Origin of the sequence: Bacillus sp. AM 13(2015) (assembly GCF_001518755.1) — a bacterium.
GTDB lineage: Bacteria > Bacillota > Bacilli > Bacillales > Bacillaceae > Bacillus > Bacillus safensis.
In genome coordinates this window covers 17,040-41,575 of the sequence record NZ_LKCP01000057.1, presented here as the reverse complement: position 1 = coordinate 41,575, position 24,536 = coordinate 17,040, and the positions used below count along the sequence as shown (strand labels likewise).

General features: G+C 40.9%; 28 protein-coding genes and 3 pseudogenes. 27 read left to right on the top strand and 4 right to left on the bottom strand.

The window, feature by feature from the left end; genetic code table 11:
- Window positions 1-33: 33 nt before the first annotated feature.
- The 6 genes and pseudogenes from AOQ70_RS20200 to AOQ70_RS09075 all read left to right on the top strand — a co-directional run.
- Window positions 34-1,080: pseudogene (locus AOQ70_RS20200) on the top strand (HAMP domain-containing protein); the annotation flags it as partial.
- Window positions 1,075-2,025, top strand: a complete 951-nt coding sequence (locus AOQ70_RS20195; protein WP_442854379.1) for a methyl-accepting chemotaxis protein — start codon at window positions 1,075-1,077, stop codon at window positions 2,023-2,025. The pseudogene AOQ70_RS20200 and the gene AOQ70_RS20195, both read left to right, overlap by 6 nt.
- A 172-nt stretch (window positions 2,026-2,197) precedes the next feature.
- A pseudogene (locus AOQ70_RS20190) lies at window positions 2,198-3,235 on the top strand (HAMP domain-containing protein); the annotation flags it as partial.
- Window positions 3,227-4,174, top strand: coding sequence for a methyl-accepting chemotaxis protein (locus tag AOQ70_RS20185; RefSeq protein ID WP_442854378.1), 948 nt, complete (start codon window positions 3,227-3,229; stop codon window positions 4,172-4,174). The pseudogene AOQ70_RS20190 and the gene AOQ70_RS20185, both read left to right, overlap by 9 nt.
- A gap of 164 nt (window positions 4,175-4,338) precedes the next feature.
- Window positions 4,339-6,327, top strand: coding sequence for a methyl-accepting chemotaxis protein TlpB (gene tlpB / locus AOQ70_RS09080; protein WP_059375854.1), 1,989 nt, complete (start codon window positions 4,339-4,341; stop codon window positions 6,325-6,327).
- Window positions 6,328-6,417: 90 nt separating this feature from the next.
- Complete coding sequence (locus tag AOQ70_RS09075; RefSeq protein WP_024423278.1) at window positions 6,418-6,942, top strand: type 1 glutamine amidotransferase domain-containing protein; 525 nt, start codon at window positions 6,418-6,420, stop codon at window positions 6,940-6,942.
- 73 nt (window positions 6,943-7,015) lie between these two features.
- Here AOQ70_RS09075 and AOQ70_RS09070 read toward each other — a convergent pair whose 3' ends face one another.
- Window positions 7,016-8,008 (bottom strand): Gfo/Idh/MocA family protein, encoded by a 993-nt coding sequence (locus AOQ70_RS09070; RefSeq protein ID WP_058838058.1) that lies wholly within the window; start codon window positions 8,006-8,008, stop codon window positions 7,016-7,018.
- A gap of 197 nt (window positions 8,009-8,205) precedes the next feature.
- Here AOQ70_RS09070 and AOQ70_RS09065 point away from each other — a divergent pair, with 197 nt between their 5' ends.
- From AOQ70_RS09065 to AOQ70_RS09050, 4 genes are all read left to right on the top strand, one after another.
- Complete coding sequence (locus AOQ70_RS09065) at window positions 8,206-8,598, top strand: DoxX family protein (protein ID WP_058838057.1); 393 nt, start codon at window positions 8,206-8,208, stop codon at window positions 8,596-8,598.
- Between the two features lie 65 nt (window positions 8,599-8,663).
- Window positions 8,664-9,806, top strand: a complete 1,143-nt coding sequence (locus AOQ70_RS09060) for an AI-2E family transporter (RefSeq protein ID WP_058838056.1) — start codon at window positions 8,664-8,666, stop codon at window positions 9,804-9,806.
- A 127-nt stretch (window positions 9,807-9,933) separates the two neighbouring features.
- Window positions 9,934-10,767, top strand: a complete 834-nt coding sequence (locus tag AOQ70_RS09055; RefSeq protein ID WP_059375903.1) for an undecaprenyl-diphosphate phosphatase — start codon at window positions 9,934-9,936, stop codon at window positions 10,765-10,767.
- Window positions 10,768-10,937: 170 nt separating this feature from the next.
- Window positions 10,938-11,411: a hypothetical protein gene (locus AOQ70_RS09050; RefSeq protein WP_024423274.1), complete on the top strand. Its 474-nt coding sequence runs from the start codon at window positions 10,938-10,940 to the stop codon at window positions 11,409-11,411.
- 34 nt (window positions 11,412-11,445) lie between these two features.
- Here AOQ70_RS09050 and bioB read toward each other — a convergent pair whose 3' ends face one another.
- From bioB to AOQ70_RS09035, 3 genes are all read right to left on the bottom strand, one after another.
- The gene (gene bioB / locus AOQ70_RS09045) at window positions 11,446-12,441 is read right to left on the bottom strand and encodes a biotin synthase BioB (RefSeq protein ID WP_059375851.1); all 996 of its coding nucleotides are present in this window, start codon (window positions 12,439-12,441) and stop codon (window positions 11,446-11,448) included.
- A 152-nt stretch (window positions 12,442-12,593) separates the two neighbouring features.
- Window positions 12,594-12,944, bottom strand: a complete 351-nt coding sequence (locus AOQ70_RS09040; protein WP_039181025.1) for a hypothetical protein — start codon at window positions 12,942-12,944, stop codon at window positions 12,594-12,596.
- 237 nt (window positions 12,945-13,181) lie between these two features.
- Window positions 13,182-13,559: a helix-turn-helix domain-containing protein gene (locus AOQ70_RS09035; RefSeq protein ID WP_059375849.1), complete on the bottom strand. Its 378-nt coding sequence runs from the start codon at window positions 13,557-13,559 to the stop codon at window positions 13,182-13,184.
- Window positions 13,560-13,718: 159 nt separating this feature from the next.
- Between AOQ70_RS09035 and AOQ70_RS09030 the strand changes: the two genes are divergently transcribed.
- From AOQ70_RS09030 to AOQ70_RS08955, 17 genes and pseudogenes are all read left to right on the top strand, one after another.
- The gene (locus tag AOQ70_RS09030) at window positions 13,719-13,982 is read left to right on the top strand and encodes a helix-turn-helix transcriptional regulator (RefSeq protein WP_059375848.1); all 264 of its coding nucleotides are present in this window, start codon (window positions 13,719-13,721) and stop codon (window positions 13,980-13,982) included.
- Window positions 13,979-14,131, top strand: coding sequence for a hypothetical protein (locus tag AOQ70_RS19715; protein WP_180272436.1), 153 nt, complete (start codon window positions 13,979-13,981; stop codon window positions 14,129-14,131). The genes AOQ70_RS09030 and AOQ70_RS19715 overlap by 4 nt, the downstream gene beginning before the upstream one ends.
- Complete coding sequence (locus AOQ70_RS09025; RefSeq protein ID WP_099663602.1) at window positions 14,109-14,348, top strand: hypothetical protein; 240 nt, start codon at window positions 14,109-14,111, stop codon at window positions 14,346-14,348. The genes AOQ70_RS19715 and AOQ70_RS09025 overlap by 23 nt, the downstream gene beginning before the upstream one ends.
- A gap of 50 nt (window positions 14,349-14,398) precedes the next feature.
- A complete protein-coding gene (locus AOQ70_RS09020) occupies window positions 14,399-14,800 on the top strand; it encodes a hypothetical protein (RefSeq protein WP_059375845.1) in 402 nt (133 codons plus the stop codon).
- Between the two features lie 50 nt (window positions 14,801-14,850).
- Window positions 14,851-15,003, top strand: a complete 153-nt coding sequence (locus AOQ70_RS09015; RefSeq protein ID WP_371412189.1) for an XtrA/YqaO family protein — start codon at window positions 14,851-14,853, stop codon at window positions 15,001-15,003.
- A gap of 127 nt (window positions 15,004-15,130) precedes the next feature.
- The gene (locus AOQ70_RS09010) at window positions 15,131-15,649 is read left to right on the top strand and encodes a sigma-70 family RNA polymerase sigma factor (protein WP_039181011.1); all 519 of its coding nucleotides are present in this window, start codon (window positions 15,131-15,133) and stop codon (window positions 15,647-15,649) included.
- Between the two features lie 151 nt (window positions 15,650-15,800).
- A complete protein-coding gene (gene terS / locus AOQ70_RS09005) occupies window positions 15,801-16,445 on the top strand; it encodes a phage terminase small subunit (RefSeq protein WP_024423266.1) in 645 nt (214 codons plus the stop codon).
- A gap of 8 nt (window positions 16,446-16,453) precedes the next feature.
- Window positions 16,454-17,755, top strand: coding sequence for a PBSX family phage terminase large subunit (locus AOQ70_RS09000; RefSeq protein WP_180272438.1), 1,302 nt, complete (start codon window positions 16,454-16,456; stop codon window positions 17,753-17,755).
- Complete coding sequence (locus tag AOQ70_RS08995) at window positions 17,752-19,209, top strand: phage portal protein (RefSeq protein WP_058838049.1); 1,458 nt, start codon at window positions 17,752-17,754, stop codon at window positions 19,207-19,209. Before AOQ70_RS09000 ends, AOQ70_RS08995 begins: the two co-directional genes overlap by 4 nt.
- Window positions 19,210-19,247: 38 nt before the next feature.
- Window positions 19,248-20,336 carry an XkdF-like putative serine protease domain-containing protein gene (locus AOQ70_RS08990; protein WP_059375842.1) on the top strand — a complete coding sequence of 363 codons (1,089 nt, stop codon included), beginning with the start codon at window positions 19,248-19,250 and terminating at the stop codon, window positions 20,334-20,336.
- Between the two features lie 22 nt (window positions 20,337-20,358).
- Window positions 20,359-21,282, top strand: coding sequence for a phage major capsid protein (locus tag AOQ70_RS08985; protein WP_024425904.1), 924 nt, complete (start codon window positions 20,359-20,361; stop codon window positions 21,280-21,282).
- Window positions 21,283-21,295: 13 nt separating this feature from the next.
- A pseudogene (yqbG, locus tag AOQ70_RS19265) lies at window positions 21,296-21,680 on the top strand (protein YqbG).
- The gene (locus AOQ70_RS08975) at window positions 21,677-22,033 is read left to right on the top strand and encodes a YqbH/XkdH family protein (RefSeq protein ID WP_059375836.1); all 357 of its coding nucleotides are present in this window, start codon (window positions 21,677-21,679) and stop codon (window positions 22,031-22,033) included. Before yqbG ends, AOQ70_RS08975 begins: the two are co-directional and overlap by 4 nt.
- The gene (locus AOQ70_RS08970; protein WP_059375833.1) at window positions 22,030-22,527 is read left to right on the top strand and encodes an HK97 gp10 family phage protein; all 498 of its coding nucleotides are present in this window, start codon (window positions 22,030-22,032) and stop codon (window positions 22,525-22,527) included. Before AOQ70_RS08975 ends, AOQ70_RS08970 begins: the two co-directional genes overlap by 4 nt.
- 4 nt (window positions 22,528-22,531) lie before the next feature.
- Window positions 22,532-22,987 (top strand): phage tail terminator family protein, encoded by a 456-nt coding sequence (locus AOQ70_RS08965; RefSeq protein ID WP_039180991.1) that lies wholly within the window; start codon window positions 22,532-22,534, stop codon window positions 22,985-22,987.
- Entirely contained in the window at window positions 22,974-23,186 is a 213-nt protein-coding gene (locus tag AOQ70_RS08960; RefSeq protein WP_039180988.1) for a hypothetical protein, read from the top strand. The genes AOQ70_RS08965 and AOQ70_RS08960 overlap by 14 nt, the downstream gene beginning before the upstream one ends.
- A gap of 3 nt (window positions 23,187-23,189) precedes the next feature.
- Window positions 23,190-24,536 (top strand): phage tail sheath family protein, encoded by a 1,347-nt coding sequence (locus AOQ70_RS08955; protein ID WP_039180985.1) that lies wholly within the window; start codon window positions 23,190-23,192, stop codon window positions 24,534-24,536.

The window sequence follows — 24,536 nt, the reverse complement described above, 5'->3', positions numbered from 1 at the left end:
TTAACTTTAGAGAAGTAAAGGGGGAAAGTTAAAATGGGAAAAATGATCCAATGGTTCAAAAAACCATCCATTTCAAAAAAATTAATCATTGCCTTCTTGGTAGTTCTTATCCTGCCGACCGTGGCACTGACAATTAGTGCGTTTTTTACATCAAAGACAGAGCTAGACAAACAGATTATGGGCAGTGCGATGAGTCAGGTCAATGCATTTGATACCTTAATCAATGAGAATATTGGAAACAAATCAGATGCTGTGACACTGTTCTCAGATTCACTCAAAGCGTCTAATCTTCAAGAAAAAAATAGAAATGCGACCATTAAAGAATTACAGCAATTTGGAAAAATTAATGAAAAAGATGTTTCTGCGATCTATGCAGGCTCTGAAAAGGGGTTGTTTATGCAATACCCAGTTCAAAAGATGCCGGATGGCTACGATCCAAGAGAACGTCCTTGGTATCAAGAGGCATTGAAAGCAGAAAACGGCAAACAAGTCATCACAAAACCATATGTAGCAGCATCCACAGGTAAAATGGTGATCACAATTGCCCAAAAGATGAAAGATGGTTCAGGAGTCATTGGTCTTGATATGGAAATTGACAGCCTGCTCCAAAAACTAAAAGAAATCAAAATTGGGCAAAAAGGCTATGCTTTCATGATGGAGAAAGATCAAACGGTTTTAGCAGATCCAACCCAAAAGTCAGGAAGTCAGGTCAATGAGAATCTGGCCAGTATTATTTATAAAAACAAAGAAGGAAGCGGCAGTTATACCCTCAAAGGAACAGATAAAAAGGTTGCATATGTCACCAATGAATTAACCGGCTGGAAAATTGGTGGAACGATGCTCGTATCTGAAGTAGAAGAAGCGGCAAAGCCCGTTTTCAATACAGCCATTATCGTATTCAGTGTCACACTCGTTGTAGCAGGAACCCTCATTTTCTTTATCGTCCGCTCTATTTCAAAAAGATTATCCAATCTTGCCCGCTTCTCGAAAAAAGTCAGCGATGGTGATTTGCGCGATAAACTTCAGATCCAGTCAGATGACGAAATTGGACAAGTTGGTAAAGGCTTTAATACGATGATTGATTCATTGAGATCCCTCATTGGAGCCGTTCAAACTTCAGTCGAAAATGTCGCATCTTCATCAGAAGAACTGACTGCCAGTGCAGGACAGACAAGTAAAGCAACTGAGCATATTACACTAGCCATTGAACAATTCTCTAGCGGAAATGAAAGCCAAAATGATAAAGTCGAATTGAGCTCAGTCGAGTTAGAGGAAATGAACCGTGGTCTTCAAAATATGAATGAATCGGCTGAATCTATTACGGCTTCATCGATCAAATCAACAGATATCGCAGGAGAAGGCGGACAGCTTGTTGAAAAAACGGCTTCTCAAATGAATGTCATTGATCAGTCCGTGAAAAAAGCAGAGAACGTCATTAGGGCGCTTGAAAATAAATCTAAAGACATTACCCAAATTCTCGGTGTCATCAATGGAATTGCCGATCAAACGAATTTACTTGCACTAAATGCAGCAATTGAGGCAGCAAGAGCTGGTGAATCTGGCAGAGGCTTCTCCGTTGTAGCAGAAGAAGTAAGAAAACTTGCGGTTCAATCTGCTAACTCGGCAAAAGAAATTGAGAATTTGATCAATGAAATCGTGCAAGACATCGACGTATCCCAGGAAGTATTCACTGCGGTGAATCGAGAAGTTCAATCAGGCCTAAGCTTCACTGAACAAACGAAAGTAAGCTTCCACAATATTTTCGAAATGACAAAAGAAATTTCTAACCAGCTTCAAACAATGAATCAAACCGTTGTCCAGCTTTCAAAAGGCTCTGCACATGTGTCAGAGGCTGTTCGTGAGATCGCAGACGTATCACGTGAAAGCTCAGCGAATATTCAAGACATTGCTGCTTCAGCAGAAGAACAGCTGGCATCAATGGAAGAAATCAGCTCATCCTCTGCCACACTCTCTTCGATGGCAGAAGAATTACGCGATTTAATTAGCAAGTTTAAGGTTGAATAGACATGAAGAAAAGAGCCTCCAACTAGAGGCTCTTTTTATTTATTGAATAAAAAGAAATAGGTAATTGTGCTTATTTTTTGGGTTTTTTGAACATTATTCCTTGAAAAATAATTCATATTACCTAAGAATAGAAGAGAAAGACCACAAATCATAAATCAAAAGGAGTAGAGTTATGAAAAAAATCAACTTTTTTAAGCACTTTACGATGTCGAAGAAATTAATTACTGCATTTTTAGCGATTCTCCTAGTGCCAATTCTCGTATTGGCCGCATTTTCTTATGAAGTGGCATCAAAGTCTCTCAATGATGAGATTATGTCTAGCGCTGCAAATGGTGTTCAACAATTAAATGAACTCATTAATAAAGATATACAGCCTAAAATTGACATTGTTTCATACTTATCCAAATCGGTCAAAAAGAGTGAATTGGCTGCTAAAAACAAAGATTTACTCAAAGTGAAATTAGAGCAATTATCGGAAACAGATGACGATGTAGTAGAAGTATTTGTTGCAGATCAAAATGGTAAACTAACTGAATATTCCGAGATACACAAAGATAATGCAAAGAGCGCAAAAAATGAACCATGGTTTCAGCAATCGATGGGAGAGAAGAAGCTCATCATTTCAGATCCTTTTGCCGACAAGTCATCAGATGACCTGCTCATCACAATATCAGAGCAATTAGCAGATGGATCTGGTGTGATCGGGGTAAATGTACGATTAAATACGGTTGTAAAAGATACAAACAGTATCAAAATTGGCCAAGAAGGCTATGCGTTTATCGCCACCTCAGATCAGCGTTATGTTGCCCATAAAACCGATAAGGCTGGGACAAAGCTGACAGGTGACTTTATCTCGAAATTGTATGATAAAAAACAAGGCAGCTTTGAATATGAATACAATGGCCAGCCGAAGCAAATGTTTTTTGACACAAATGAAGCAACAGGCTGGAAGCTTGCTGGAACGATGTATGTGAATGAAGTAAAAAAAGCCGCTCAGCCAGTGCTCGACTTAACAATGATCATCCTTGCGGCTGCGATTGTCATTGGCGGAATCGCGGTTTATTTTATTATTAAATCGATTCGAAAGCCACTGATAGAGCTCTCTGAATCGGCTGAGAAAATCAGTCAAGGTGATTTGACCCAGCATATTGAAGTTCGTACGCACGATGAAATAGGTAAACTTGCGCAAAGCTTTAACGACATGTCAGCAAAGCTGAAACAAGTCATTCAAGCTGTTCAAAATTCGATTGAAAATGTGGCTGCTTCGTCTGAAGAATTAACGGCAAGTGCAGGACAGACAGCTCAAGCGACCGAGCATATCACATCCTCTATTGAACAGTTCTCAAACAGCACTGAACATCAAAATGATATGATCGAAAAAAGCTCAGTTCAGTTAAACGAAATGGATCGCAGCCTATCGCATATGGTCGACACGACCTCTCATATGATGGAATCATCGATCGAATCGAGCAAAACCGCTCAGGCTGGAGGAGAACTCGTTCAAAAAACAGCAGGTCAAATGCAAACTATTGAGCAGGCAGTAAAAGAAGCAGAGCTTGTCATTGCAGGTTTAGAGCAGAAATCAAAGGATATTACAAATATTCTGGGGGTCATCAACGGTATTGCGGATCAAACGAATCTCCTTGCTTTAAATGCTGCGATCGAAGCTGCACGAGCAGGTGAAGCAGGCAGAGGTTTCTCTGTTGTCGCAGAAGAAGTCCGCAAGCTGGCAGAGAAGTCAGGAAGCTCTTCAAAAGAAATTGAAAGCCTGACGAACGAAATTGTGGAGGAAATAGAAAAATCGCAGAAAATGTTTAAACAAGTAGCAGGTGAAGTACAGTCTGGATTAAACATTACAGATGAAACAAAAGTGAGTTTTGAGAAAATCACTGATAAAACATCAGAAATGACAGAACAAATGAAACAAATGAACGGATCAGCCAAAGAGCTATCGCATGGCTCAAATGATATTTCTCATGCGGTGAATCAAATCAAAGAGCTCTCAAGAGAAAGCTCAGCAGGCTTCCAAGATATCGCAGCTTCAGCAGAAGAACAACTTGCATCTATGGAAGAGATCAGTTCTTCCTCTGCCACTTTATCTCAGATGGCAGAAGAACTAAGAGAGCTCATTAAACAATTTAAAATGTAAGAGAGTAGCGAAACACCTGACGCCAAAACGTCAGGTGTTTTTCCATTCAATGCATATAAATTGGGTAATTTGGACTTATTTAGACTTTAATAAGTTAAAAAAGTAAAGAACCTAGTAGTACTTCCGATATATATACTATCTTACTAAAAGGAGTTTTCTTTTTTATGAAATTCATACAGTATTTCAGAAAGCCATCTATATCAAAAAAGCTCGTATTCTCTTTCTTATTTATTCTTTTATGCCCAATCATCGTATTGGCATTCTCTTCATATCATACGGCAAGCACCTCCTTAAATGATCAAATTATGCAAAGCGCAAAGGAAAATGTAGAGCAGCTAGATAAAAATATTACGAAGGTTGTAAAAGTGAAAACAGACGCAGCCGATTTCTTTAGCAAATGGATCACGGAGAAAAAGCTCAAGCAAAAAGGCACGACCGATATTCAAGGACGCTTTGAGCAGTTCATGAGTATGAATGATGATACAGAAGGTATTTTTGTCGCTTCAAGTGACGGCAAAGTGTTTTCAAGATATCCTAATCAAAAAATGCCTGCCGATTATGTCGCAACTGAGCGGGATTGGTATAAAGACGGCTGGGCGAAAAACGGCGAGCTGTCTATATCAGCTCCATATGCAACGGCATCAACCGGTACGCTGGTGGTGACGATTTCTAAAAAACTAGAGGATGGATCAGGCGTCATCGCGATGAACCTAGACATTGCGAATCTAGTAAAAGAGTCCAATAGCATTAACATTGGGAAACAAGGCTATGCCTTTATTGGAAGTCCGGACCGCACATATGTGGCACATCCAAAGAAAAAAGCAGGAACGAAATTATCTGGTGAATGGTTAGAAAAAATGTACTCACAAGATAACGGATCTATGAGTTATATGTTTGAAGGGAAAGAAAAGCAAATGGAGTTCACGACAAACAAGGCGACTGGCTGGAAGATTGTCGGGACGATGTTTGTCAGTGAAGTAGAAGAAGCTGCACAGCCAGTTTTTAATATGGCCGCCATCATTTTAGCCGGCGCGCTTATCATTGGCGGGATTCTGATCTTCTTTATCATCCGTTCCATTACAAAACCACTTTCCACTCTTGTCTCTTCTTCGAAGAAGATCAGTCAGGGAGATTTGACAGAAAAAATTGATGTCCGCTCAAAAGATGAAATTGGACAGCTTGGCACAAGCTTTAATGAAATGAGTGAGTCTCTAAGAGATGTCATTCAAGCTGTACAAACATCTGTTGAGAATGTCGCTTCATCATCTGAAGAACTGACGGCAAGTGCAGGTCAAACAACAAAAGCAACCGAACATATTACATCGTCTATTGAAACATTCTCAAACGGCAATGAAAATCAAAGCGAAATGGTGGAGCAAAGCGCAGTTCATTTAAAACAAATGAATGAAGGACTGAACGAAGTTGCCGAAACGTCTGATGTCATCACAGCTTCATCTGTTCAATCAAAAACTGTCGCAGAAACAGGCGGCCAGCTTGTGGAGCAAACTGTCGGCCAAATGAAGACGATTGACCATTCAGTGAAAGAAGCTGAAGGCGTGATTAACGGACTAGAGCATAAATCAAAAGATATCACAAACATCCTAGGCGTGATTAACGGCATAGCGGATCAAACGAATTTACTTGCACTAAATGCCGCTATTGAAGCAGCACGCGCAGGCGAGTCAGGCAGAGGCTTCTCTGTTGTTGCGGAAGAAGTGCGTAAACTAGCGGTTCAATCATCAGATTCAGCAAAAGAGATTGAAAAGCTTGTGAATGAAATCGTCTCTGAAATTGAAACATCTCAAAATATGTTCAAAGCAGTGAATGAAGAAGTAAAGAACGGTCTTACTATTACAGATCAAACGAAAGAAAGCTTCTCACAAATAAATGAGCAAACAGCGGAAATTGCAGCAAGAATGAATGAAATGAATACAACAGTGCGCGAGCTGTCGAAAGGTTCTGAGCAAATTTCTAAAGCAGTGAATGAAATTGCAGATGTATCAAGAGAGAGTTCAGCAAGCATCCAAGATATCGCAGCTTCAGCAGAAGAACAGCTTGCTTCGATGGAGGAGATTAGTTCTTCATCCACGACTCTTTCCCAAATGGCGGAAGAATTACGCGATTTAATTAAAAAATTCAAGATCAGCGAATAAGGTCAAGTGGTTCTCCTCGAGGGGAACCGCTTTTCTTTTTAAGAGGACATCTCGTACAATAGAGGAAATCGAAAGAAGAGGAGAGATAGAATGCGTTTATCAGATAAGAAGGTCATTGCGTTTGTCAGTGATGATTTTGAAGATTTAGAGCTGTGGTATCCAGTTCTGCGTTTAAGAGAAGAAGGGGCGACTGTCCATCTTGTAGGTGAAAAAGCAAATCATGAGTACATCGGGAAGTATGGTGTGCCGGCAGTATCTGATGCAGATTTTTATTCCATTCAAGCTGATGATTATGATGCTGTGCTTGTCCCTGGCGGATGGGCGCCTGATAAACTGCGCCGCTATCCAGAAGTATTAGACATCGTCCGTACATTTGATGCGAAGGCAAAACCAATCGGGCAGATTTGCCATGCCGGCTGGGTGCTGATTTCAGCAGGAATCCTGAAAGGCAGACAAGTGACAAGTACACCTGGTATTAAAGATGATATGACAAATGCCGGTGCGGACTGGTTTGATGAGGCGGTCGTCACAGATGGCCACCTCATCTCCAGCAGACGTCCGCCGGACCTTCCGCCGTATGTAAAAGCATTTGCGGATGTGTTAGCGGCAAAATAAGCGACTGACACGAAACTTAAAAAACAAAGGGCGAACCAAAAAATAATTCGCCCTTTGTTCATCATTTTATGCCCTATACATTTTGTCTGTCGGCAGGATACATCACGCCCATTTGTCTTCTTGCTTCGTCCATGACGGACATGGTTTGAACAGATAACGCAAATGTATTGACCGGGGACTGCCCCATTCCCTGCTGAATACACTCAATAAAATGATTGATTTCATAAGACATAGCTGGCTGATCATCTTTGAGCGAGATGTCAGTTTGATGTCCGTCACGGTCATGTATCGTGATTCGTGAAGGCCGGTGGAATTGATCAATCACCATCGAGGCATCCTCGCCTTGAATTTCAGCCGATAAATGAGACGTTGAAATTTTAGAATGAAAAAGAAGTGCTTGATGCCCGTCATACCGTAAAAGGACTGAACCATTCCCATCCACACCAGAAGAAAGCTTATAGCCTCTCGCGGTGATTTGATTCGGCAGACCAAATAAGGATATGACTGGGTAAACGAGGTACACCCCGATATCCATTAACGAACCATTGGATAACTCCGGCTTAAAGGCATTTGGAAGCTCGCCGTTTCGATAGGCATCGTATCTTGAGGAATATTTACAGTAATGCGCGACCACTTGCCTGATAGGTCCAAGCTGATCAAGATGCTGTTTGATTTGCAGAAAGTTTGGCAGAAATGTCGTTTTCATCGCTTCCATTAAACACACTTGATGTTTTTTCGCTGCGGCAATCATTTCTTCCACTTCTTTTCGATGAGAGGCGAATGGTTTTTCGCATAAAACATGCTTTTGATGCTCCATCATTAACATGGCTTGCTCTTTATGAAGGGCATTTGGACTCGCAATATACACGGCATCGAACGTATCACTTTCCGCCATTTGTTGTAAGTTCGTAAAAACCGTCTCAATCCCGTATTTTTCGGCAAAGGCCTGTCCTTTTTCAGCGGACCGTGAATAGACGGCTGTACATGTAAAGTCAGCGATTCCTTCACCAGCTTGTAAGAACCGATCTGTAATCCAGTTCGTTCCGATGACAGCAAATCGAATCATGTGATTCCCTCCTTCTGCTTTCCTCTGATTATACATGCTTTGAAAGCGTTTGTATGAAAGAATATTCTTTTTATTGAAAAGCGGATGAAACCTTTATATAGGCTGATGCGTCTTACATAAAGGATATAAATGTACGAAAAGTGGGTAGTTTCTTCCTTCTTCGGGTAATACTCAGGATAGAAGGGAGAGGAGGAAACATGAAGCGCGTCCTGCATATAGGAAGTACATACACCTTTGCGCTTTTATTCATAGTTGCTGGTATTTTTCATGTAATAGAGCCGGGCGGCTTTGCTCGCATGATGCCAGGCTGGCCATTTCCATATGTAATGGTCTATGTGACTGCATGTCTTGAATGGCTGCTGGCCGTGCTGCTGCTTTTGCCGAATTCCAGGCTTGCAGCGGCAAAATTCATTGCTGTCTATCTTGTACTCATTTTCCCGGCAAACTTATTTGCTGCACGTGAGGGAATACCATTTCCAGGTCAAGAAAATACAGAACAAGCTTTGCTATGGATAAGACTTATTGGACAGCCGATTCTCATTGTATGGGCGATGTCTATTGCAAAATGGGAAAAAAAGCTGAAACAATGATCACCATATCATGATCAAGTAGTGTACAATTTACTCATAAAATAGCCCGTGTTTGGAGGAACGATATGAATTCTATGCAAATGTGGAGCAGTCGATTTAGAAAATTTTTTCTTGATAACAAGTTTGTTCTCTTTTTACTCGTCCTGCTATTAATCGGATTGAATATCCTTGTTTTCATGAAAACATCATTTATTTTCACACCGCTCATTGTACTCGTCAAAACCATTGCCTTACCGATTATTTTAACGGGGGTTGTGTATTATTTATTAAATCCAATTGTCAACTTGTTAGAGAAAGCAAGAATCAAGCGGATCTATTCCATTTTGCTTTTATATATTGTCATTATTGGGATTATTACAGTGACCATCGTGTCTATTATTCCTTTTTTACAAGCTCAAACCATGAGTCTATTTCATAATCTTCCGAAATACGTCGATACAGTAGAAGAACAAATTAGACAATTAACAGGAAGTAACTTTATTAATCAAGTGCAAAAAACGATGAACTTTAACGTGTCTGAATTGGTAAGTAAAGCATCTAGTCAAGCGACGAAGATTTTGGAAAGTACCTTTACCGGTGTAGGAACATTCTTAGGGGCGCTCACAGAAGTTATCATCTCGATCGTGACGGTGCCGTTCATTCTGTTTTATCTATTAAAAGACGGCAAAAAGCTGCCTGACTATTTCTTGAAATTCATTCCAAATAAAATGAGAGAACATACACATATCGTGCTTCACGAAATGAACCACCGGCTGAGCTCGTATATTCGCGGACAGATTATTGTCAGCTTCTGTATCGGTGTTCTTCTGTTAATCGGTTATATGATCATTGGACTTGACTATGCGTTGCTGCTTGCTATCATTGCGGCATGTACAAGCGTAGTACCTTACCTTGGTCCAACAATTGCGATTACACCAGCGATTGTGATTGCACTTGTGACGTCACCAGTGATGCTTTTAAAACTCATTATTGTCTGGACAGTTGTTCAGCTCATTGAAGGTAAATTTATTTCGCCTCAGGTGATGGGGAAAAACCTTCATATTCACCCAATTACGATTATTTTTGTTCTATTAACAGCTGGTAAATTGTTCAGCGTCATCGGCATCATTGTCGCTATTCCGACGTATGCCGTTCTGAAGGTTATCACAACCCACTTGTTTGATTGGTTTAAAATGCGGTCCAATTTGTATAAAGAAGAAAAGGTTTGATGTCATAATCTTTTTTTGAAAAAAATATAGTATCATAAAGACGAGCTTTCGATAAAGGAAGCTTGTCTTTATGTGGACATAGCTGTTTGGCGTGTTCAAAAGATCAGAATTGAAAGGAAAGAAAATCATGAATCTATGGGATTTATTCGTGGCACTGGTTTTAGGAATTGTCGAAGGATTAACAGAGTACGCACCTGTTTCATCTACAGGTCACATGATCATTGTCGATAATCTTTGGTTAAAATCAAAGGAAATTATTACGCCAGAAGCGGCTAACACATTTAAAGTCGTGATTCAGTTAGGCTCTATTTTAGCTGTCATGATCGTGTTTAAAGATCGTATTTTAAACTTATTGGGCTTAAAGAAAAATATCACCGAAGAACAAAAGCGCAGCGGGCATAAGCTGACCATCGCCCAAATTGCTGTTGGACTTGTTCCAGCCGTCATTTTAGGATTTTTATTTGAAGATTATATTGATAAATACTTATTTGACGTCAGAACGGTCGCTGTCGGTTTGATTTTAGGGGCAGTGCTGATGCTTGTCGCTGACTGGATCAATAAACGGAAAACAGAAACAAGCTCTGTCGATAACATGACGTACAGACAGGCGCTTTATATTGGACTGTTTCAATGTTTGGCATTATGGCCAGGCTTCTCGCGCTCAGGTTCGACGATCGCAGGCGGGGTTATTCTTGGTTTGAATCACCGTGCTGCGGCAGACTTTACATTTATCATGGCGATGCCAATTATGGCGGGAGCAAGCTTGTTAACCCTTGTGAAAAATGCTGAATATTTAACAACAGACATGCTGCCATTCTTTATCGTCGGCTTTGTGAGTGCGTTTGTTGTGGCTCTCTTTGTTGTTCGATTCTTCCTAAAACTGATCAATAAAATCAAACTGGTGCCTTTTGCGATATACCGAATTATCCTAGGTGTGATTTTATTTATCCTGTTCATGTAATATGTAAACTACTCTTTATAAAAGAGTAGTTTTTTTGTTATTTCGCCTAATTAAACAGTAAAAACACCCTCTTAATTGGTAGAATAAGAATTTTTTTCATAAATTAGTGTTTAAGAGACAGAGAAAGGGGTAGTACATAAACATACCAATTAAAGGAGGAGTTAGAAAATATGAGAAAAACAAGTAAAATGTTTGTTGGTTCTGTCATCGCCACGTCAATGATTGCTGCCCCTCTATCTCTTACGACTTTTGGTCAAACGGCTGAAGCTGCTACAACAACAGGTGTTGATGGAAGTGTCTCAATTGATCCAGTAGCCATTGCCGATAAAATTGAACAAGCAGTAAAATCATCTCAAAATCGTGATGGATTCGTAAAAAACGCGGCATACAGTGCGTTCTATGAAGCAGGTCAAAACTACAACGTAGTTGTCCAAAACTTAAGCCAAGATCACGACTTTAGCGGTCTGAACAATGTTGTCTACTATGATAGTGTTGAATATGACGGTATTACGTTTGGGATTTGGGTATTTGAAGATGGTACGTTTGTCAACAATGGTGACGGTGGATATATTAACTGGACGTTTGTTGGCAGCTTTGACCGAGAAGATGGAAGCGGAACTGTCGATTTTCATAAAAGATTCTAATCTTAGAAGTCTGCCGGTGAATCGGCAGACTTTTTTATAACGCAAATTCTTCTATTTCAAACCCTAAATCTTCAATGATGTGATGATCCGTTTGGACTTGCTGGCCTTTTGTGGTTAAATAATCACCAACGAAAATCGAATTTGCCGCATAAAGTGCGAGCGGCTGGAGTGTCCGTAAATTAAACTCTCTACCTCCAGATACCCGAATTTCCTTTGTTGGATTGACAAATCTCATCATTGCCAGCACTTTCAATGCTTTGATCGGATGTGTCCGTTCTTGATGCTCAAGCGGTGTTCCTTCAATGGCATGAAGAAAGTTGACTGGAATTGAATCCGCATCAAGTGCTCTAAGCGCAAAAGCCATTTCAACGATTTGCTGATTGGTTTCACCCATTCCAATAATGACCCCTGAGCAAGGTGACATGCCAGACTGTTTGACCTGCTCAATGGTCGACACGCGGTCATCGTATGTATGAGTTGTCGTAATGTGAGCATGATGTTCATGATGTGTATTGATATTGTGATTATACCGATGAACACCCGCTTCCTTCAGCCGCTTCGCTTTGTCTTCATTTAATAACCCAAGACAGGCACACACCTTCAAAGGCATCGTTTCAGTGATTTCCTTTACTGCTGCTGTAACTTCATCTAATTCCCTATGAGAAGGCGCTCTCCCGCTTGCCACAATACAATAAGTCCCGGCTTTTCTTTTGAGAGCCTCACGCGCCCCTGCCACAATGGTTTTTTGATCAAGCATTGTATATCTTTCAACCGGTGCTTTTGAAATCATCGACTGTGAACAATATCCACAGTTCTCAGGGCAATATCCACTTTTTGCGTTGAAAATCATATTTAATTTCACCTTTTTTTGAAAAAAATGAAATCGTACTTGATAGGCTACATGCATAATAGGTAACAATTCACTATCGTCAGCTTCAAGAATGTCTAAAGCCTCTTGCACCGTAATCGGTTCATTTTTCATGGCCTTCTCCGCTATCGCTTCCAAAGATAAAGACAGTTGCTCTTTCATCATTAATGCCTCCCTTATTATGTTAACTTATTTTTATTAAAAGTTAACATAATGGAGAGGTGTTGGCAATCACGAATCAAATGAAACCAACTTTAAACATCAAAAGGCGATGACTCCATGTCATCGCCTTCAGATATGTAAAGCTAGATTGCTTATCGAACCGTAATATAGTTAATGACAAGCTCGCCTTGTGAATTATAATAAGAAACGGTTACTGAACCGCGTTGTACGGCACGAATCCAAGTGAAGTTTGGAGCCGTTTGATCTAATTGAATCGCATACGTTGCACCCGACACAGAAATTTGGCTTGCTGGAAGAGAGACGGCGATTGAAGAACCTACAGAAAGCGTACGGTTCACTGTAATTACTTTATTCATAATAGGAGCTTTTGCTATGACTGGTTCTTTTGGCTGTGCAGCTGCATGAGCACCTTCAGTTTGGGAGAACGTAAGAGCACCTAAAGCAGCTAAAGACAATGTACAGACTTTCATGAATTTTTTCATCGGTAACACTCCTTTTTTTGGTATATACATATATTAATATTAATAGAATTATATGTCAATTGAAATGTGTGAAAAAAGAGTAATTATGGTGAAAATTGTCACATATTATGTCGGGAAAGACATATATTTAAAAAAACACATGATTTTTTATTCATATGCTCTTTCTTTTTTAAGGGAAAAAAGAGGTATAAAAAAAGCTGGGTTCATCCCAGCAACGTAAAGCAGATGAAAGAGTGATTACTGGTCGTCTCGCTGTTTTGGCTGACGGCCTTTTTGCTTCTCTTTCTCTCTAATGTAGTTAATAAAATCGATGGTTTGTCTTCGTGCTTCTTCGGAAAAATCTGAGGCGGCTTTAAACGCAATTTGCAAATCAGGATCGTCTGCAAGATCGTCATCGTGTCTGCCTTTGTCCTTACCTGTGAGAAGATAATCGGTTGAGACCCCATATAACTCAGCAATTTTCACAATCATTTCACCGTCGGGCTTTCTCAAGCCATATTCCCAGTTTGCATAAGTGGACATCGCCTTTAATCCGAGTTTTTTAGCAACTGTTGACTTGCTCCATCCATGCTTCTCTCTTAATTCAGTTAAAATCTTCCCAGTCAAATTATCCATCAGAAACACCTTTTTTCATGTTATGAGTAAATTTTATCATGAATTACACGGAAAAGATAAATAAATACACAAAAAGAATAAAAATATGGTTGACTTACTCGTTTTGTGTATATTATCATAATGAATATAACTTACACATATTGAGTAAGAGGTGGAAAGATGAAACTTGAAAATTTACGAGAAGAGCGCATATTGCAAGGAAAAACACAAACCTATATGGCGAAAAAATTAGGTTATAAGTACACAAGCGGCTATGCGAATATAGAGATGGGCAGAACGAAGCCAAGCTTAGAAATAGCAAAGCATATTGCAGATCTGCTAAATACCGGTGTTCAAGAGCTTTTTTTTGGTCAGAAGTTACACAATAAGAGTAATTATCTAGAAGAAGATCAGTTCTTAGAAAAGGAGAGACGAGCAGAATGAATATTGAACATCCAATGGTGACACAGATGAGTAACTTTGGTTATCCAAAAAGCTACTGGTCATATGACATGAAACGATATGGATACCAAACAGAAATTGATGACAGTTTGGAGGGATCTGAAGAAGATGAGACATCAGCTGATGTTTGATGCTAGAAAAGAAGCGCAGCTTTGTTTAGACCAAGCTGGCGGCTGGATCGCCTTTTTTCAACAGAAACCGATGTTTGTTTTTGCCACAGCAGAAGAGAAAGAGACATATATGACCCTCCTGAAAGCTAAGTCGATGACAATAAAGGAGGAATCAGGGCGACGTGAAACGATGGAAGCAAATCATGACATTTTTGAAATGCTTGCTCAAAGCGAGTAAAAACGAACAAGACATCCGCCAGTGGGCAGAGGATGACGGGAGATCATAACATGGTCATCCATTTAATCATTGAACATGAACATTTGTTAACAAAAGAGACATTGATGAAAAGAATACGATCAGCTGCAAAAGTACAATGCCCGCAAAAATTAGAAGGCGCACTATCACTTGAAATTCGTTTATTTGATCACATGCCGCTTAACATTGCTGACTGCCAAAAAAAGCGTACATACGCAGAAAAAGGGTTGATACGCCCGATACACGTCAGCATCTTACAGCCAAGTCTACAGCATATTCAAGAAGCACTTCATTCTATAGCTGATCAAGTCCCTCTGCAGATTGTCGATTTAAGAGTTTCCCAGTTTTATAGTATGTGTGAAAGAGTTGAAATCATTATCAATACGGTAGGTAGTGGCACGAGGCCATCACCAAAAAAGGAGACAAGCATATGAACGAGCCAAAACAACTATTCATTCAAGATAACCAAACATTTGTCGGTGAGATGGAAAAAGGAAAAATTCAAGTCATCGTGTTAGATGGAAATGTAGGAACGGCTTATCAAATGGATGTACCTGAACATGGAAAAACCATTATTCAAACGGCAAAAGGTCATTTTGCAAGAGTAGATCACGAGATTGGTTTTAAAATCAGCTAACTGACTAAACACATCAAATCATAATACGTCCAAGACGGAAAGCCTGCGGACACTGATCAAGACCCTGTTAAAAGGGGACCTGATTGGTGTCCGTTTTTTATTTTCTTAAAAAAGGGAGAGAGCGAATATGCAAGATTTACTCATTGAATATAAAAGAGCCTTAAAGAATGCTAGAAAACAATATGAACCATTTAAAGAAAAAGAAGAACATCAGCTGTCCGTTCAAGACAAGCATGATAAAAAAATGATCGCCAGTATGGTGAGCGATCTAGAATACGTAGTAGAATGGCTACAAATCGGAAGAGAGCCAGGTGCGCGCAGAGGGTTAGACAGACGTTCAGTCTATCAGCGAACCATTCTTGCAAATCCAGAAGTGTTAGAGGCTTTATCACATGAATATACCCTTATTCAAGAGAAAGAAAGAGAAGTCAGTGAGAGAGACAAAAAACGAATTGATGAAGCTTTGTCTGTTTTAACAGATCGAGAAAAGGATGTATTCTTTATGCACACAACACAAGGATTATCGTTTAGCGAGATTGCGGTCATGCTGGATGTCAAAAAAGGAACTGTGCAAAAACATATGGAAAGAGCGCGGACGAAGATGTCCAAAAAAGTACAAGAACGCCTATTCAGAGCTGCTGAATAGGCGTTTTTTCTATCCAAAATAAATCAGCTAAAGCTTGTCTTACAGTTGCCACCTATAGTTAGAAAGACCAAACGAATGTTTGCTAGCCCTACACAAATGATTCCTTCAAAGGGAATCATTCGAATTAAAAGGAGGCGGCAGGTGAATGTAAATGAAAGATAAACGGATAGAGGCCAAGCAGGATTATATGAAGGGGATGACGTACCAGCAAATTGCTGATCATTACAATGTCTCGATCCATACCGTCAAATCGTGGAAAAGGCGATACGGATGGCAAAGACAAAAAACTTCGTCAAAGCAAGCACACTCAATCTTCAATCAATTTCTTTCAGATGAAACGATTGAAATCATGGAGAAAATGGATGGACGCACATCGCTTGATTTAATCTGGGATCAAATTCAAATTCAATATGCAGCCATTATTCGGGCGCAGCGAATCATGTATGTAGCAGATCAAGAGGACATGATCAAAGAGTTGAAAAAGGCGGCATACATGCCTTCTTCATTAGAAGAAACAGGAGAAGGCATTCAGCCAGAACTAGACATCACCTCAGAAGAATATTCGTTTCAATTTTCATGGGATCGGCATGCGACGTTTCTAAATGCACAATCCCGTGCAATGGGTGAACTCAGGCGTTTAATAAAACAGTTTGAAGAGCTCGCACATGCGAAGGATGAACGAAGATTAAGGCTGAAACAAATTGAACTGACGATCGAAAAAACAAAAAAAGCAGTGCGTGAAGAAAAAGAGGAAGATCTTCAAATCATGATCAAGCGAAAAGAGGACGACTCATGACGCCATTGATTGAAAAAGAAGTCAATCCTCACTTTGAACACTTTCTATTCGATTGGAATCAAAAGTTTCAATTTTTAGTTGGAGGCTATGGCTCCTCTAAAAGCTATCACATTGCTTTAAAGCTCGTCTTAAAGCTGCTGGAAGAAAAGCGGACAGCACTTGTCATTCGAGACGTGTATGATACGCACCGCGAATCAACCTTTTCTTTATTACAAGAGATCGTCAGCGACCTCGGCATCGACCATGTGGTGAAGTGCCGAAGTTCGCCGCTTGCACTGACGTTTCGAAACGGCAGCAGCATCTTATTTAAAGGGCTGGACAAACCTGAAAAATTGAAATCAATCAACAACATCTCGATCATTTGGATTGAGGAATGTTCAGAGGTTTCTTATGAAGGATTTAAAGAGCTGCTTGGAAGGCTAAGGCATCCATCCTTACCGCTTTATATGATGTTATCGACCAATCCTGTTGGTCAGGATAATTGGACGTATAGACATTTTTTTCGAGATGAACAGCTGAAGCGTTTTGTTTTAGATGATGAAACCTTATACAAAAAGCGAACCGTTGTTATCAAGGATACGTATTACCATCACTCCACGGCAGAAGATAATCTATTCCTTCCTAAAAGCTACGTGAAGCAGCTGGATGAGCTGAAAGAGTATGATCCAGACCTCTATCGCATTGCGAGGAAGGGATATTTCGGGATCAATGGCACAAAGGTTTTTCCTCAGTTTGAGGTGAGAAGCCATTCTGATGTATTAGAAGCCATTCAGCAGATTGACAGACCGCTGAAACGAGCAGGCATGGATTTTGGATTTGTTGAATCATACAATGCGCTCATTCGGCTAGCTGTCGATCATGAAAAAAAGTACTTATATATTTATTGGGAATATTACGACCGCGGGAAAACAGATGATGAAACAGCCCTTGACTTGAAAGAGTTCATTGAATCAAAAGAACTGATTAAAGCCGATGCAGCCGAACCTAAAACCATTCACTATTTTCGGCAGCGCGGCTTTCAAATGGTGGCGGCACATAAGTTCCAAGGCTCACGTTTACAGTATACAAAAAAGATCAAACGGTTTAAGAAAATTATTTGTTCTGATGCATGTCCATATACCATCTATGAACTTCAATCACTAACCTATAAGGCAGATAAGGATGGACGTCTAGAGGAAGATGAATTTCAAATCGATCCACACACATTATCAGCCATCTGGTATGCGCTGGATGATTATGAAGTGACAGATTTGAAACAGACTGCCTCGGAGCGTGTCCGTCCAAACAGAGAGAGGAGGTCCATACAATGAAACAATTGAAAGCAACCATTATGAAGGCAAACATGTCTGATCATACAAAACAAATGTATGCAGATGAATTTTCCTACGAAAAGGATGACATTGTTCCCCCGCCTTACAATATTAATGAATTAAAAAGTATGGCAGAATATTCAACCATTCTTCAGCAATGTATTGATGCGTATAAGACCAATATTTTAGGCTTTGGTTTTGGTGTAGAATATGCCTTTGACTTTAATGCAGAAGGCGTGAAACCGGCAAAAAAGAAGGCAGCAGAGAAGGAATGGACAAGACTTGAAGAGTTTACGAAATACATGAACTATGATGAGTCTGCTGATGTGGTGCTTGGCTATGTCATCGAAGACCGGGAGAAAACAGGGAATGGTTTTTTAGAAGTTCTCCGAGATGGCCAGGGAAAGCCGGCAGGAATCGAGTATTTAGATGCGCTCCATATCCGCATTTGCAAGCTGAGTGAGCCAGTCGACGTCGAATTTCGGTATACAGAAAACGGCGAATTGAAAACAATGAATCGAAAGAAGCGATTCCGTAAATATGTGCAGGTGATCAATGAAAAGAAAGTCTTCTTCAAGGAGTATGGTGATCCGCGCATTTTACATTGTGAAACAGGCAAATACGATGACACCACCCCAGAGTCGCTGCGTGCAACAGAAGTGATTCATTTTAAAATCGGCAGTGGAACGTATGGGATTCCCCGCTGGATTGGCAACATCGTCAATATGTATGGGGCACGCAAGGCAGAAGAACTGAACTACCTTTATTTTAAACAAGGGCGGCACGTACCTGGTGCCATCATTGTCGAAAATGGAATGCTGTCTGAGTCATCCTATCAGCAGCTTCAAGATTATATGGACGATATTGAAGGCTCTGATCATGCACATAAGTTTCTATTGCTTGAAGTCGAAGGTCTCCCGACGGAAAAAGGGTTAACTGGAGAAGAAGATGTTTCAAATGTCAAAGTGAACTTCAAATCCTTAGCAGAGATCTTGCAAGAAGATGCACTCTTTTTAGAATACGATGAAAAAACAAGAAACAAAATCCGCTCTGCTTTTCGACTGCCGCCTATTTATACAGGTGAGTCTCAAGACTATAACAAAGCGACAGCCGATACGGCGCGGAAAACAACAGAAGAACAGGTATTTCAGCCTGAACGGCATCTCATCACAGGGAAACTCAATACCCTTTTCCTGCCGGATCTTGATATTTGGCATGTCCGTTTCCTATTAAATGGTCCTGACTTTAGAGACCCATTAGAGATTGCCAAGGTTCTGACACCATTTATTCAGGCTGGGGCAGTGTCACCAAACGATTTGCGAGATCTCGCGGGACGTATCCTTGGGAAAACGTTAGAGGAATGGCCGGAGGATCTCTATCACAGACCTTTAGAAAGCCGCATGACATCAGCTGAACAACAGCCTCAACGAGAGCCAGATCAGTTGAAAGAATAAACCGAAGCGCGTGCGCTTTTTTGAAAGGGGGTGAACATATGCCAAGAGAATTAAAAAACGCAAAAATTACGCATGTTTCCTACGTGGACAGAGCCGCAAACAAAAAGAAATTCTTTTTGATGAAGGCAAAGAAAAGCCAGCCTGACTTTCAAAAAGAGGTGAGTGTGCTGACAAAGGCAGAAGATGCTCATCGCCTTGTGTATGGTGTCGTGTATGAACCGAATACACCTGATGCACACCAAGACTTTATGTCTGCCAAAGAAATTGAAAGAGCAGCACATGGTTTTATGCAAGATGCCCGCCACATTGACAAGCAGCATGATTTTCAACATGGTGTTGGAGAAGTGGTTGAATCATACATTGCACCAGCTGATTTTGAAGTAGGCGGTGAGCTGATCCGAAAAGGATCTTGGGTGCTTGTAACAAAGGCTTCTCAAGAGATTTGGGATCAAATTCAGAAAGGCCACATTACAGGATATTCAATGGCAGGAACGGCGGACATCGTAGCAATTGAAGAACAAGATCAGCTCCTATCTCAAAGCACGAATGAGAGAGGGCTTTTTTCTTTGCTGAAAAATTTCTTTTTGAAAGAGGAAGGTGCAAACATGTCACAACAATTTTGGAGCGTTTTAGACCACCTGCTGGAAACCTTACAGTCAAGTGATGGTGATGAGGCGGGTGTAAGATCAGCGCTTGAGCAATTGCTGCCAATCGTGCAGGAGATTTTGAAGACAGAAGATGTGCTTCAAACGATTGGTGAAAGGCCAGCCTCCGTACAAAAACAAGACGCCGCTTTGACGACGGAGCAAGTACGAGAGCTTGAAAAAGCAAAAATGGCCATCGAAAACGTCTTACAGCATGCTGAACAGCAGGAAACAGATCAAACTGGGGAAGAACCTGTCCAAAAGGTGCTTGAACAAGTCGTAGCACCAATTCGTCATCAGCTTTCTTCTTTAGAGAAATCAGCCAGCAGAGAAAAAGCTGCGCTTGAGCAAGTGCTTCAGCAGCAGCTTTTGCCTATTTCAGAGCGGATTCACATGCTTGAAAAAGCGCGCGGCATGTCAAAACAAACAATCCACGATACACAAAACGACAGTACAAAGCCCATATGGGATGGCTTACTATAAGCCTAAATAAGGAGGAAACAGTGTGAGAAATCAAGAGTTGATTCGCAAGGCCGAAATGACACTTGCCAGCTTAAAAACCGGCGGTCTCATGAACGCAACCCAATCCAACACATTCATTAGAATGATGCAAAATACACCAACCGTTTTAAATGATGCACGTATCATTCCAATGGAAAGTGATTCACAAAAAATCGAAAAAATCGGCTTTGGCCAGCGTATTTTGCGCCCAGCAGAAGAAGGCAAAGCGCTTGATGCGAAAGACCGTGTTGTCCCAGCGACAAGCACTGTCCAGCTAAATGCGAAAGAGGTCATCGCAGAGATCCACATGACCTACGACAGCATTGAAAACAATATTGAGAAAGACGGCATTCAGCAGACGATTATGCAAATGCTCGCTGAACGAGCAGCGGTTGACATTGAAGAGCTCATCGTCAATGGCGATACGACTTCAGCAGATCCATTTCTAGCTCAAATGGATGGCGTGAGAAAACAAGCAGTATCTCATATCGTAGATGCAAATGGAGCGGAAATCAGCCGCCAAATGTTTAAGCAAGCTTATAAAGCGATGCCGTCAAAATATTTACGCGTTCCTCAGGATTTCCGTTTCTACACATCCCCAAGCTTAGAAGTTGAATGGAAGGATCAAGTAGCAAACCGTCAGACGGGCCTTGGAGATGCGGCCATTCAAGGCGGACTTTCTTCTGCATTCGGTGTGCCGGTCAAAGGTCTTGCCAATATGCAGCCATATGACGAAGCGGGAACAGATGTATCAGATATTTTGCTGACACATCCTAAAAATATTATCGTAGGTTTCTCTCGAAATATTCGAATTGAAGTAGAAAAAGATATTCGCAGCCGTAAATTTATTATTGTCCTCACAGCGAAGCTAGACAGCAAATTTGAGGAAGAGGATGCTGTAGCAAAAGTGATGAAAGTGAAAGAGTAGGTGACGGCAGACCATGATCATTTCTGCTGAAGAACTGCAGGCCTATTCTGTATTTGATCGTGTGAAAAATCGATCTGTAGAAAGACTGACAGCAGATATTATCGAAGCAGAAGCTGCGGTATTTCAGATCGTAGGTCACGATTTCTCAAGCGAAAATATATCAGCCTCTCCCTGAAAAAGCAAGAATCGCATTATTAAAAATGGCCCAATATTTTGCCATGCTGAATGATGACGAATCTATGATGAAAGGCTTTATGTCAGAGAAAATGGGCGATTATTCATATGCAAAGGCAGCTGATCAAGTGAAAGGCAGACCCTATGTATATGCCCTGCTTGTAGATTACATTGAACCAACATTGACTGCCGGCAGTGCCAAACTAAAGGTGAGATCATTATGAGCTATCAATCTCTATTAACAGATCGCTGTGATCTTTTTCACCTTGAACATAAGGAGTCTGCCCGCGGGAAATTTGGAATACCAGCTGATGATTTACAAATGACACTTTCCTATCCCGATGCTCCCAGCCTGGCCGATCTAGCTTGTTATGTCATAGAAAAGAACCAGTCACTTGTGCAAGAAGAGCCGAATACAGTCATTTATCAATCCTATCTTGTCCATTTTCCTTTAGGAAGTGATATTCGCTTGCATGACAAAATGGTGTGGAATGGCGTGTCACTCAAATTACAGCAGCCTAAAAAAGTGAAAAATCATCACATCGAAGTGATGGCAGTCAGGAAGGAAAATCTATGAAAATTGATGGACTTGACCGGCTGATTTCACAACTGCAGACAGCGTGTGATGGCGGCTTAAAGGCAGAATATCAAGTTTGGCTGGAGGACATGGGCCTAGAGTTTTTAGACATCATTCAGGATGAATTAATCAAGGAGAATGCTGTTGATACAGGACGGCTTCTAAAATCCTTTACACAAGGCGACAAGGAGAATCATTTTTTCCTTTCAAAGGGCGGTCTCACACTTGAAGTGGGAACGCAGCTTGAATATGCCTCCTATGTCAATGACGGACATGCCACTTCTTCAAGTGGAGAGCGAAGATGGGTGCCTGGCAGATGGACTGGCAGCCGCTTTGAATATGATCCGAATGCAAGTACAGGAATGATGCTTGCCTCTCAATGGATTGAAGGTAATGGCTACTGGGATCATGCTGTCATGCTCTATGAGCAAATGTTTGAACAGTCGCTGGATCGAAAGCTGCAAAGCTGGTTCGATCGACATTTTGGGAGGTGATGGAATGAATCAAGAAGTCGGGGCAATCATGCATTATATCTACACACACTTTCCTGTGACAATGTATGATCGTCTTTTGCCAGAACGCTTTCAAGTGCCATCCGTTTATGTGCCGCCTGTGACAGTGATCAGTGGTCCAGATACGGTTTCTACCTTTATGAAATCTTATTCGCTGCAAGTGAAAGTCTTTCATATTGATACAGAAAAAGCACATGATGCGGCAGAAACAATCGTTGATGCATTGCTTGCTGATCGTCAAATCATTCAGATGATGAGTGAAGACGGAGAGGTGCTTGATGATTATGTCCGCATAAAAAGAGTGGAAACAAGAATGATAGATCAAGGCGTAGCAGCGATTGTCCTGACATGGGATAGCAGCTATTGGTACAACCGAGACAAACAGGCAAGCCTTGAAGATATCAACTTTTCAGATGGGGTGATCAAACGTGAGCAAGACTAAAAATGCACAGCCCGCTCAAACAGCCGGCGAAGAAAAAGAATTTGGCTTTTCATTTGAAGCCTTAAAGGAGCACAGCAAGGATCTTTTTGGGGTCAAACCAGAAATCCTTGAAGGGGCTCTTTTTTATATCAAAGATCAACCAATTACAAAAACAGAAGCGAAAAAGCACATTGATGCTTTTTTGTCCAAGGAGGTTTAAAGAATGAACGGAGGCACTTTTACACCAGGTACAGAGAAAAAGCGTCCTGGCATTTACTTTAATTTTAAAACAACAGCAGAGCAGCGAATTACTTTAGGCGACCGAGGTACGGTGGCACTTCCTCTTGTGATGAGCTGGGGAGAACCAAAAACCTTTATTTCCGTTTCAAATATGGAAGACTTAAATAAGAAGGTTGGACTTAACATTGATGATAAGTCACTTCTTCTTTTCCGTGAAGCAAAGAAAAAAGCGCAAACGGTCTTGCTTTACCGCTTAAATGAAGGGGAGCCGGCTAAAGCTGAAATTGCTGAAAACTTTGTGGTCACAGCAAATTATGGCGGCCTAAAAGGAAATGAGATCACAGTACAAGTGGCAGAAAATGTACTTGATAGCACAAAGCGCGATGTTATCACTTATCTTGGAACAGATATTGTGGACAAACAGGTTGTCACTGATGTCAAAGATCTTGTGAAAAACAAGTACGTTCAATTTTCTGGTGAAGGTGAAGCAGTCATCACAGCTGGTGTGGCACTAAGCGGCGGGAAAAACGGCGTGGCAAGTGTTGCAGATTATACAGCTTTCCTAGAAGCAGCAGAAACAGAATACTTCGATGTCATTGCCCTTCCAGTCGATAATAGTGAGCAATTAAAAGCAACCTTCGCTTCATTTATCGAGCGTTTACGTGATAAGCAAGGACGTAAGGTGCAAGGGGTTGTGGCTAATTACGCAGCTGACCAAGAAGGAATCATCAATGTGACAAGCGGTGTTGTACTCGAAGATGGAACAGAACTAACACCTGCTCAAACAACAGCATGGGTCGCAGGTGCAAGTGCCGGAGCAAACTTCAATCAGTCACTCACCTTTGTTGAATACGAAGGAGCAGTCGATACATTAGAACGCCTTGACAATGATCAAGTAGAATACCGATTATCACAAGGGGAGTTCATTTTCACCTTTGATGCGAGAGATCGCACCGTGAGTGTTGAAAAAGATATTAACTCTTTGACAAGCTTCACAGCTGAAAAGAACCAGCAAATGGCGAAAAACAAAATCATTCGTGTGCTTGATGCGATCAACAATGATTTAACTTTCGAATTAAAAAATCTGATTAAATTACGCAAAGCCAATGGCAATGACATTCCAGCATCAGATGATGGTGTGCAGCTTGTGAAAACACTGATTACCCAGTATCTCACACAGCTTCAAGATGGCAGCGGCATTACAGGCTTTAACTCAGAAACAGATATCGTGATCGGCCTCAATGAAGATCGTGATGGATTTATCATCGATTTAGCGGTTCAACCAGTAGATGCAGCAGAAAAATTCTATTTCAATGTGGAGGTGAAGTAA

Coding starts and splice junctions, on each gene's coding strand:
- AOQ70_RS20195 (WP_442854379.1), top strand. CDS start 1,075: ATGATTGATTCATTGAGATCCCTCATTGGAGCCGTTCAAACTTCAGTC.
- AOQ70_RS20185 (WP_442854378.1), top strand. CDS start 3,227: ATGTCAGCAAAGCTGAAACAAGTCATTCAAGCTGTTCAAAATTCGATT.
- tlpB (WP_059375854.1), top strand. CDS start 4,339: ATGAAATTCATACAGTATTTCAGAAAGCCATCTATATCAAAAAAGCTC.
- AOQ70_RS09075 (WP_024423278.1), top strand. CDS start 6,418: ATGCGTTTATCAGATAAGAAGGTCATTGCGTTTGTCAGTGATGATTTT.
- AOQ70_RS09070 (WP_058838058.1), bottom strand. CDS start 8,008: ATGATTCGATTTGCTGTCATCGGAACGAACTGGATTACAGATCGGTTC.
- AOQ70_RS09065 (WP_058838057.1), top strand. CDS start 8,206: ATGAAGCGCGTCCTGCATATAGGAAGTACATACACCTTTGCGCTTTTA.
- AOQ70_RS09060 (WP_058838056.1), top strand. CDS start 8,664: ATGAATTCTATGCAAATGTGGAGCAGTCGATTTAGAAAATTTTTTCTT.
- AOQ70_RS09055 (WP_059375903.1), top strand. CDS start 9,934: ATGAATCTATGGGATTTATTCGTGGCACTGGTTTTAGGAATTGTCGAA.
- AOQ70_RS09050 (WP_024423274.1), top strand. CDS start 10,938: ATGAGAAAAACAAGTAAAATGTTTGTTGGTTCTGTCATCGCCACGTCA.
- bioB (WP_059375851.1), bottom strand. CDS start 12,441: ATGAAAGAGCAACTGTCTTTATCTTTGGAAGCGATAGCGGAGAAGGCC.
- AOQ70_RS09040 (WP_039181025.1), bottom strand. CDS start 12,944: ATGAAAAAATTCATGAAAGTCTGTACATTGTCTTTAGCTGCTTTAGGT.
- AOQ70_RS09035 (WP_059375849.1), bottom strand. CDS start 13,559: ATGGATAATTTGACTGGGAAGATTTTAACTGAATTAAGAGAGAAGCAT.
- AOQ70_RS09030 (WP_059375848.1), top strand. CDS start 13,719: ATGAAACTTGAAAATTTACGAGAAGAGCGCATATTGCAAGGAAAAACA.
- AOQ70_RS19715 (WP_180272436.1), top strand. CDS start 13,979: ATGAATATTGAACATCCAATGGTGACACAGATGAGTAACTTTGGTTAT.
- AOQ70_RS09025 (WP_099663602.1), top strand. CDS start 14,109: ATGAGACATCAGCTGATGTTTGATGCTAGAAAAGAAGCGCAGCTTTGT.
- AOQ70_RS09020 (WP_059375845.1), top strand. CDS start 14,399: ATGGTCATCCATTTAATCATTGAACATGAACATTTGTTAACAAAAGAG.
- AOQ70_RS09015 (WP_371412189.1), top strand. CDS start 14,851: ATGGAAAAAGGAAAAATTCAAGTCATCGTGTTAGATGGAAATGTAGGA.
- AOQ70_RS09010 (WP_039181011.1), top strand. CDS start 15,131: ATGCAAGATTTACTCATTGAATATAAAAGAGCCTTAAAGAATGCTAGA.
- terS (WP_024423266.1), top strand. CDS start 15,801: ATGAAAGATAAACGGATAGAGGCCAAGCAGGATTATATGAAGGGGATG.
- AOQ70_RS08995 (WP_058838049.1), top strand. CDS start 17,752: ATGAAACAATTGAAAGCAACCATTATGAAGGCAAACATGTCTGATCAT.
- AOQ70_RS08990 (WP_059375842.1), top strand. CDS start 19,248: ATGCCAAGAGAATTAAAAAACGCAAAAATTACGCATGTTTCCTACGTG.
- AOQ70_RS08975 (WP_059375836.1), top strand. CDS start 21,677: ATGAGCTATCAATCTCTATTAACAGATCGCTGTGATCTTTTTCACCTT.
- AOQ70_RS08970 (WP_059375833.1), top strand. CDS start 22,030: ATGAAAATTGATGGACTTGACCGGCTGATTTCACAACTGCAGACAGCG.
- AOQ70_RS08965 (WP_039180991.1), top strand. CDS start 22,532: ATGAATCAAGAAGTCGGGGCAATCATGCATTATATCTACACACACTTT.
- AOQ70_RS08955 (WP_039180985.1), top strand. CDS start 23,190: ATGAACGGAGGCACTTTTACACCAGGTACAGAGAAAAAGCGTCCTGGC.